Genomic DNA, 9,791 nt, shown 5'->3' on the forward strand with positions numbered 1-9,791 from the left:
TTTATCTCTCGACTTATTGTCGAAGGATGTCTATTGAGTAGCTGGGCTATCTCTTTTTTATTCTTTCCGGCTTGTAATAATACGAAAATCTGGTATCTTTCCTTCCTAGAAAGGTGATTATAATACATAGCAATCTCCAAACTGTGGTGGTGCGAAGGTGCTAGTATAAATCACCTTTCTACTTTCTTCACTCCACCGTGTTTAAAATTGCACTTCATGTTTGAATCCAGGAATATAAACACGAGTAATCTGTTCGAAATGCCTGCCGATAAAGATCGGCAGGTGAGGTGTTGGATTATTTTAATAAAGTTGCTGATTTTAATATCGCTATCAATAATTCCCAATAACGATAAACACTTTGAATGTTAACTTTTTCATCTGGTGAATGCGGCGAAACAATCGTTGGTCCAATTGATATCATATCCATATTTGGATAACTTTGTTTAAATAAACCACATTCAAGCCCTGCATGAATCACCATTATTTTAGCTTTCTGAGAAAAAATTTCGTGATATTTATCTTTAGCAAGCTTTAAAAGCCGTGAATCTAAATTAGGTTCCCAACCTGAATAACCTCCACTTATTTCATAATTAGCATCTGCTAATTGGCTAAGTGATGTCAATGTTGATACCACTGCATCTTTAGCGCTATCGACTTGAGAACGAATAAGAAAATGGACATTAAGTTGATTGTCCTCAATACTAACAATACCTAAATTGAGCGATGTTTCAACCACACCATGAAGTTGATCACTCATTCTAACTACAGCATTAGGCGCTGAATTTAACCAGCTTATGATTTTATTTTGATGTTCTGTAGTTAATACGCGTTTTACTTTGTTTGATTCAACTTCCGATAACGTTATTTCGATAGCAGGTTCTACATGACCTAACTCACTATGTAAAATTGTTTGATACTGTTTAACAATGGCTTCTAATTTTGGCAGTTCTTGTTTATTTAGTGTAATTTCAATAAAAGCTTCTCTTGGGATCGCATTACGTAGTGAACCACCTTTTATATCAGCTAATCTAAACGAAATATCTTGTGCATATTGCGCTAAAAAGCGAGCCATCAATTTAATTGCATTTCCACGACCAAGATGAATATCACAACCTGAATGCCCCCCTTTTAATCCTTTAAGTGAAATGTTCATATAACAATCATGCTTTTCTGGCATTACTGCATAAGTAACAGCAAAGGTTGTAGTAAAGTCAACGCCGCCAGCACAACCTGTAAATATTTCGCCTTCATCTTCAGAATCAGTATTAATTAGATAGTGACTTTTTAGCCAATTAGGTTGTAAACCAAAGGCACCGTGCATACCAGTTTCTTCTGATACTGTTATCAATACTTCAATTGGTCCATGTTCAACAGCAGGATCAATTAAAACAGCTAATGCAGATGCTAACCCAACGCCATTATCAGCACCTAATGTCGTTCCTTTGGCTTTTACCCATTCGCCATCAACATAAGCTTGAATTGGGTCAGTTAAAAAGTCGTGACTAGTACCTTCATTTTTTTGTGGTACCATATCCATATGAGCCTGTAATGCAATTGATGGGCACTCTTCCATACCTTTGGTAGCAGGTTTACTTAACAAAATATTACCTACTTTATCAAGTTTGCAATCAATACCATGAGTTTTAGCAAAATCGACGATATATTTAGTTATCATTTGTTCATGGTGAGATGGGTGCGGAATTTTACAGATATCATTAAAAATCTGCCAAACAAATTTAGGCGTTAAAATAGAAAGCATAATATAACCTCAATATTAAGTATGTAATAAATTAATGAGTGGTTTTTTTTATTGAATCGCATTATAATAAGGTGCAATTTTACATCTATTTTTAGTTCATTAATATTTATTTATTCATACAATCGATTAAAATTGCAGGTTACTCAATGTCAACAGATCAAATTTTATTAACAGAAGAAGAAATCCAAGCCAAAAAACAACATAAAGCAGAACTTATTGCTGAAAAGAAAAAATTCAATGTTACTTGGGAAATGTTGCAATCCTATGGGCGCCAACTTTCTGAACGCTTATTACCTGCAAATCAATGGAAAGGTATTATTGCCATTAGTCGTGGTGGATTAGTTCCAGCGGCAATTTTAGCGCGCGAATTAAGTATTCGCTATGTCGATACCGTTTGTATTTCAAGTTATGATCATGATCATCAACGTGAAAAACTAATATTAAAACAAGCTAATGGCGATGGTGAAGGTTTTATTGTTGTTGATGATTTAGTTGACACTGGTAACACTGCTCATACAATTCGCGAAATGTACCCTAAAGCTCACTTCGTAACTATTTTTGCAAAACCTGCTGGTAAACCACTTGTTGATGATTATGTTGTCGATATTGCACAAGATACTTGGATTGAACAGCCATGGGATACAGGTGTTATGTTTGTTAAACCTATTAGCGATCATAAATAATTGATAAGGAAGTTAAGGTTGTTATGGCAACTACCGAAAATCTAACTGAACAGATATTTAAACCACAATTTGATTATCCTGAAACTTCAACACTTATCAATCGCATTGATAATAGTAATGGTAGTAGCATTAGCGCCTTAGATGGGGAAGTTGACTCCAGATGGTATCGAATTATTAATCCCATTTTGTGGCATTGGCGTAGATTACCCAAATTAGAGGCTGAAGCGGTTTTATCAAAAATTGCCGCTTCAACTCGACGCCACACAAATGATACCTGGCTAGACACCGTTGTTGGTTATCAATCTGGCAACTGGGTCTATGAATTTTTAAATCAAGCGGCAGTGTGGCAAGCTAAAGCTGAATCAATTGATGAAGCAAATCTTATAGATGAAAATAAAAATAATTTACACAATTATTATCTCATAGCCAGCATATATGCAAGTATTGCTAGTTATCCTCATTTTAAAAATGACCAACTAGCAATGTATGCCCAAACATGCGCTTATCAGTATTATGCAAAAGCTCTTCAATTTTCGCCATTTTTGATAAAAGAACTGGAATTTAAAGTCGATAATCGTAGTGTCAAAACAATTTTACATTTACCAAAATGCGAAGGGACTTGCCCTGTTGTGTTGATTTGTAATGCGTTAGGCAATTTGCAGATCGATTATTATCGTTATTTTAGTGAATTTTTAGCGCCGCATGGATTTGCCATGCTAACTGTTGATCTACCAACTGTTGGTTATAGCCGTAACTTTGCTTTATCACAAAATAGTAGCCAAATTCATCAAGCTATATTAGAGCAGTTGTCTTCTGTTCCATGGATAGATGATCATCGGATTGTTGTTGCTGGATTTAGATTTGGTTCGCATATTGCCACACGTTTAGCTTATTTGATGCCAAATAAAATAAAAGGCGTATTTAACTTTACTCCGTTTATTCATCAAATTTTTGTTGATAAAGATCTGCAAAAAAATCTACCAGATAGTTATAAAGATATGTTAGCTAGCCGTTTGGGATTACCTTCAATATCCAACCAACAATTGGCAGCAGAATTAAAATATTTTTCACTAAAAAATCAAGGACTTTTAACTCATGCTTGCCATGTACCTGTTATGAATATCATCTTTAAGGATGATAAGTTAAGCGATCTTTGTGAAGCAAAATTAATTCATTCAATCAAACAAAATAAAGTAATAACTGTACCTAAAACACAGTTACAAAAAAGTTTGCATCAGGCATTAACACAATCAGTAAATTGGATGAAGTCTGTTATATAACGTGAAAAAATAAGAATATGCTATGACTATTAAAAAACAACAAACCGTGGTTATTAAATTAGGCACCAGTGTACTAACAGGTGGAACAAAACAACTTGATCGAGCACAAATAGTTGAGTTGATAAGACAATGCGCAAGTCTACATCAAGATGGACATAAAATTATCATTGTTACATCTGGTGCAATTGCAGCTGGGCGCGAATATCTTAACTTCCCTACCCTACCTAATACTGTTGCTTCAAAGCAATTACTCGCTTCTGTTGGACAAAGTAAGCTTATTCAACTTTGGGAACAGCTATTTTCTATCTATAAGATCTATATTGGTCAAATGTTACTTACCCGTGCAGACCTTGAAGATCGTGAAAGATTTTTAAATGCCCAAGACGTTTTAAAAGCAATGTTAGATAATCATATCGTTCCTGTTATCAATGAAAATGATGCTGTTGCAACCGCAGAAATTAAAGTTGGCGATAATGATAATTTATCAGCACTAGCTGCCATTTTAGCCGAAGCGGATAAGTTGATTTTATTAACCGATATTGAAGGTCTTTATACTGCCGATCCAAGAGCTGATAAAAATGCCAAGTTAATTCATAAAATTGATCATATTGACGATAATTTGCGAAGTATCGCCGGTGGTAGTGTTTCAGGGCTTGGCACAGGTGGCATGAGCACAAAATTACAAGCAGCTGAGGTAGCTGGAAGTGCAGGCATAGAAGTTATTATCGCTGCAGGAAATAAACCAAATATTATTATTGATATTGTCAATAATAAACCGATTGGAACACATTTTTCACCACAAAAAACACCATTAGAACATCGTAAACACTGGTTGTTTGGTGCACCAAAAGCAGGCAAAGTGTTATTAGATGATGGTGCTGTTAATGCGATTTTAAATAATGGTAGTTCGCTATTACCTAAAGGGATTATCAGCGTAGAGAAAGATTTTTCTCGCGGTGAAGTTATTGATATTTGCGACAAATTTGGCAAACGTATTGCGCAAGGTGTCAGTCGTTATAACAGTGATGCTTTAAGGCAAATTGCTGGGCATCATTCTCAAGAAATTAGTCAAATTATTGGCTATGAATATGGTCACGTTGCTGTTCATCGTGATGATATGATAATAAAATAGATAATAAACAAGAAAGGAAAATTATAGAATTAGCTATTGGAGGTATAATTGCTAATTGGTTAGCAGTGGATAGATTTAAATTATATGACTGACGATGATAAGCAATCATTATTAAAAGAAATAAATAATATAAAACAACTAAATAGTAATATAAAATAGTGGTGATAACAATGTTACAGCAAATGGGTAAAACGGCTAAACTTGCTTCATATCAACTAGCACAATGTCCTACCGCAATGAAAAACAACACGTTGATGGTTATTGCTGATTTATTAGAACAGCATAGCGCAAGTATACTCATTGCAAATGAAAAGGACATCCAAGCGGCGAAAAAACAAAATTTAAACGAAGCCATTTTAGATCGTCTACTCTTAACACCCAAACGACTATCATCTATTGCCAATGATGTCCGTAAAATCATTTCATTAACTGATCCTATTGGTCAAATCATTGATGGTTCTACTTTAGAAAACGGCTTAAAGTTACACCGTCACAGAGTACCACTTGGCGTTATTGGTGCGATTTACGAGGCTCGACCAAATGTAACAATTGATATTACAGCTCTTTGTTTAAAAACAGGCAATGCCGCAATACTTCGCGGGGGTAAAGAAACAATCAATACTAATATGGCCACAATTTCTGTTATTCAAAAAGCGTTAAAACAAGTTGGTTTACCCCAGACAGCTGTTCAATATATTAATAATCCTGATCGTAAATATATTCATGAGTTACTTAAACTCGATAAGTATATCGATATGATTATCCCCCGAGGTGGTGCATCTTTACATAAATTATGCCGTGAACATTCAACAATACCCGTCATTACAGGTGGTATTGGAGTCTGTCACATTTTTGTTGATGAAAGTGCTGATATTGATAATGCTCTACCAATTATTGTCAACGCCAAAACTCAGCGTCCAAGCACTTGTAATACGCTTGAAACGTTACTAGTCCACCGAAATATTGCGGAGCAGTTTTTACCAAAACTTTGTCAGGTCATGGCAGATAATAACGTCGTATTACATACTGACCAAAACTGTTATGACATATTAAAAACAGGTAATGCAACTATCCTACCAGTAAAAAATGAAGAATTACGACAAGAATGGTTATCAAAAGATTTAAACGTGATCATTGTTGATTCACTTGAATTGGCTGTAGAGCATATCCGCGAGTATGGTACGGGTCATTCGGAATCCATTCTCACGCGTAACTTGCTTAATGCAGAACAGTTCATAAATCAGGTTGATGCAGCTGCAGTTTATGTCAATGCATCAACACGTTTTACTGATGGTGGGCAATTTGGATTAGGTGCAGAAGTAGCAGTTAGTACACAAAAACTACATGCACGCGGACCAATGGGGCTCGAAGCTTTAACTACCTATAAATGGATAGGTTATGGAGACAATTTAATTCGTCAATAATAAAATTCTGTTTAATATAACTGTTCGGACATCCCAAACAGTTTTTTATGCTTAACCAAACTAATCAAAATTACGCATTAATAATGCATAATTTAAATCGATTTTTTCAGGAATCGGAATATAAACAACATGGCCATCGCCTAAACCAGCAGGAACAGGTTGTCCTTTTTTGTTTTCCATTCGCTCAATCGTAAAAGTTTTGTTGCCTTTCGGCGTCATCATTTCAACGCTATCCCCAACAGAGAATTTATTTTTTACGATAACTTCAGCCAACCCATTTAATCGTTCACCACTAAACTCACCAACAAATTGTTGCCTTTCCGAAACAGAATGGCTATGTTTGTAGTTTTGCATTTCTTCATGCTTATGGCGACGTAAGAATCCTTCCGTATACCCTCGATGAGCAAGTGCATTAAGCTCTTGTAACAAGCGAGGATCAAAAGGCTTACCTTCACTCGCTGCATCAATAGCTTGGCGATACACTTGTGCTGTTCTTGCACAATAATAAAAAGATTTAGTTCTCCCTTCAATCTTGAGCGAATGTACACCAATTTTTGTTAAATCATCTACTAATTCCACTGCTCTTAAATCCTTTGAGTTCATAATATATGTACCATGCTCATCTTCGTAAGCTTGCATATATTCACCTGGGCGACCTGATTCTTCAAGCATAAATACTTTACTAGTAGTTTGACCAATTCCTAATGTTGGTTCAACTTGTTTTACCGAGATCGGTTCACATTTATGTACAATTTGCCCCACTTCGTCTTCTTTACCCTCAGCAACTTTATATTTCCAACGGCAGGCATTAGTACATGTCCCTTGATTTGAATCACGCTTATTAATATAGCCCGAAAGCAAGCAGCGCCCAGAATATGCCATACACAATGCCCCATGGATAAACACTTCTAACTCCATTTCAGGAACTTTTTCACGGATTTCAGCAATTTCATCAAGTGATAATTCACGCGATAAAACGACTCGAGTTAATCCCATTTGATGCCAAAATTTTACTGTTGCCCAGTTAACAGCATTCGATTGTACAGATAAGTGAATTTCCATATCAGGAAAATGTTCGCGAACTAACATGATTAAACCTGGATCTGACATGATAAAGGAATCAGGTTTCATATTTACAATGGGTTCTAAATCACGAATAAAAGTTTTTAACTTCGAGTTATGTGGTGCTATATTCACAACTACATAAAACTTCTTACCTTGAGCATGTGCTTCGTTAATACCAATTGCTAGATTTTCATGATTAAATTCATTATTACGAACTCGTAAACTATATCGCGGTTGGCCGGCATAAACAGCATCTGCACCATATGCGAAAGCATAACGCATATTTTTTAAAGAACCGGCAGGAGAAAGTAATTCTGGTTTTGCATATAAATTTGTCATTAAAAATGCCTCTGATTTCAGGTCAGTATTACTGATAAGTAATAGGTTAAGCAAAATAGGATGGTCATTTTACGCTTTAGCCTATCTGTTGGCAAATTTATTATATTCCAAGCTATGAAAAACTTTCAGTTATTGCTTTTCCCGACACTTTTTACTTTGTTTAAGTATGATAAGTGTTTCTCGCAAAAATATTAGACAGTGCCCACCTCTATCATTTTTTCGTTTTGGTAATATTGTTGTTCATATTGTTCAAGTGATACCCAGCCATTGGCTGAATGACGGCGTATCCGATTATAATAGATTTCAATATATTCAAATAGTGCTTTATTAGCCTGCTTCCTCGTTTTGTAGTAACAGTCATGAATAATATGTGTTTTGAGTGTATGAAAAAAACTCTCAACAACCGCATTATCAAAGCAGTTGCCTCTTCGACTCATGCTTTGCCTTAGCCCATATTGTAACAATAATTGCTTGAAATCAGCACTGCAATATTGGCTTCCTTGGTCACTATGAATGAGTACATTTTTAGGAAAGTGACGCCGAAATAAAGCTTGTTTTAATGTATTACACACTAAATGGCGGTCTATGTAGCGTCTGGTTTGCCTAGCAATCACTTTTCGTCCATATAAATCGATAATCACCGACAAATATAACCAACCTTCCCCCGTTTTAATATAAGTAATATCGGTTACCCATGTTTTATTAGGCTTATCAGGGTTAAATTGCCTATCTAACGTGTTGGGCACAATATTGTGATGAGCCGTGTCTGTTTTATACTTGAATTTACGTGCTGCTTTACTATGTCATCTCAAACTACGTAATCCCAATTGTTGCAAAACACGGCTAATTGTCCTTTCTGAAACTTGATAGCCCACTTCCCTTGCTTCATGAAGCAGGCTTGGCGCACCCAAACGGACTTTATGTTGCCAATACTGTTTTTGGATATACTCGCTGAGTTTAGCTGATTTGTTTGCTCTTTTTAACCAAGCATAATAACCCGATGAACTGACACCAAGTAATGAGCATATCCTAGTAACGGGATAGCAGGTTAAATGATTTTTCATATAAGCGTACTTCATCGACTTGGATTGTTGATGAAGTACACATGCGCCTTTTTTAGTATATCATTAGCCATTTTCAGTTCTTTAATCTCTTTTTCTAACGCCATAATCCGCTGTTGCTCAGCGGTTAACTCTCGACGGCTAGTTTTATTCCGGGAAAGTTGCCTAATCCATTTATCTAGGGTTGATTTACCCACACCTAGATGATTGGCAAGTTCGCTGATAGAAAGGTGTGCATTAGATAACGCATAATCCACTGATTGTTGTTTGAATTCGATACTAAATTTTTTGACCATGATATTTGTCTCCTATGATTTTTATTTATATCATAGAGGCGACTTTTGTCCACTTTTTTGGCGAGGATCAAACAAAATGCGTGTCCGATGAGCAAAATAAATTCTCCAATTGCTTTTCCTTAACCAACCCTTTTGCATCATTCCATGTTTGCCATGGTGTCTTCCCATAACAATATTTTCCAGAGTGTGCTCTTTCCCGATTGTAAAACTCAAGCCATTGCTCAATATCGTTTTGTATTTCACTCAATTGCGTGTAAATCTTACGTCGAAATAAAATATCATAACATTCTGTTTTCATCGTCTTATGGAATCGCTCACAAATACCGTTAGTTTGTGGGCTGTAGGCTTTGGTCTTGGTGTGTTCAATATCTTCTAGATTAAGATAAAGTTCATAAGCATGGCTCTCCTTATGGCCATTATATTCCGTCCCTCGGTCGGTAAGAATGCGTAAAAGTGGCACTTGTTCGTTGTCAAAGAAAGGAAGCACTTTATCATTGAGCATATCGGCAGCAATCAGACTGTTTTTCTCGGTATAGACTTTAGCAAAAGCGAGTCTGGAATAGGTATCAATAAATGTTTGTTGGTATATTTTCCCTATGCCTTTAATGTGCCCTACATAATAGGTATCTTGTGCACATAAATAACCCGGATGATGTGTCTCAATTTCACCATGCGCTTCTTTTGATGCTTTGGCTTTTTCAAGGGCCTGTAATTGATTTTCCGTGAGCACACATCCTTCTTGTGCCACTTTG

8 protein-coding genes and 1 pseudogene are annotated in these 9,791 nt (G+C 35.9%); 4 read left to right on the plus strand and 5 right to left on the minus strand.

Annotated elements, in window-relative coordinates:
• The coding region (locus A9G38_RS12740) for a helix-turn-helix domain-containing protein (RefSeq protein ID WP_141671666.1) at positions 1 to 128 on the minus strand (128 nt) is incomplete at its 3' end.
• Positions 129 to 295: 167 nt separating this feature from the next.
• On the minus strand, positions 296 to 1,759 hold the full coding sequence (locus A9G38_RS02965; protein ID WP_034915091.1) for an aminoacyl-histidine dipeptidase: 1,464 nt from the start codon (positions 1,757 to 1,759) through the stop codon (positions 296 to 298).
• 146 nt (positions 1,760 to 1,905) lie between these two features.
• Between A9G38_RS02965 and gpt the strand changes: the two genes are divergently transcribed.
• The 4 genes from gpt (at position 1,906) to proA (ending at position 6,278) form a co-directional block, all read left to right on the plus strand.
• On the plus strand, positions 1,906 to 2,442 hold the full coding sequence (gene gpt, locus A9G38_RS02970; RefSeq protein ID WP_080702385.1) for a xanthine phosphoribosyltransferase: 537 nt from the start codon (positions 1,906 to 1,908) through the stop codon (positions 2,440 to 2,442).
• A gap of 23 nt (positions 2,443 to 2,465) precedes the next feature.
• Positions 2,466 to 3,722, plus strand: a complete 1,257-nt coding sequence (locus A9G38_RS02975) for an alpha/beta hydrolase (RefSeq protein ID WP_034915087.1) — start codon at positions 2,466 to 2,468, stop codon at positions 3,720 to 3,722.
• 28 nt (positions 3,723 to 3,750) lie between these two features.
• Positions 3,751 to 4,854: a glutamate 5-kinase gene (gene proB / locus A9G38_RS02980; protein WP_141671041.1), complete on the plus strand. Its 1,104-nt coding sequence runs from the start codon at positions 3,751 to 3,753 to the stop codon at positions 4,852 to 4,854.
• A gap of 170 nt (positions 4,855 to 5,024) precedes the next feature.
• Complete coding sequence (proA, locus tag A9G38_RS02985; protein WP_034915081.1) at positions 5,025 to 6,278, plus strand: glutamate-5-semialdehyde dehydrogenase; 1,254 nt, start codon at positions 5,025 to 5,027, stop codon at positions 6,276 to 6,278.
• Between the two features lie 60 nt (positions 6,279 to 6,338).
• On the opposite strand, the gene trhP is transcribed toward proA, so the two are convergent.
• From trhP to A9G38_RS03005, 3 genes and pseudogenes are all read right to left on the minus strand, one after another.
• Entirely contained in the window at positions 6,339 to 7,682 is a 1,344-nt protein-coding gene (gene trhP / locus A9G38_RS02990) for a prephenate-dependent tRNA uridine(34) hydroxylase TrhP (protein WP_034915078.1), read from the minus strand.
• 191 nt (positions 7,683 to 7,873) lie between these two features.
• Positions 7,874 to 9,039: pseudogene (locus A9G38_RS02995) on the minus strand (IS3 family transposase).
• Between the two features lie 67 nt (positions 9,040 to 9,106).
• Positions 9,107 to 9,791: integrase core domain-containing protein (locus A9G38_RS03005; RefSeq protein ID WP_034915647.1), on the minus strand; the 685-nt coding region annotated here is incomplete at its 5' end.

Origin of the sequence: Gilliamella sp. Imp1-1 (assembly GCF_001690415.1) — a bacterium.
Taxonomy (GTDB): Bacteria; Pseudomonadota; Gammaproteobacteria; order Enterobacterales; family Orbaceae; genus Gilliamella; species Gilliamella bombi.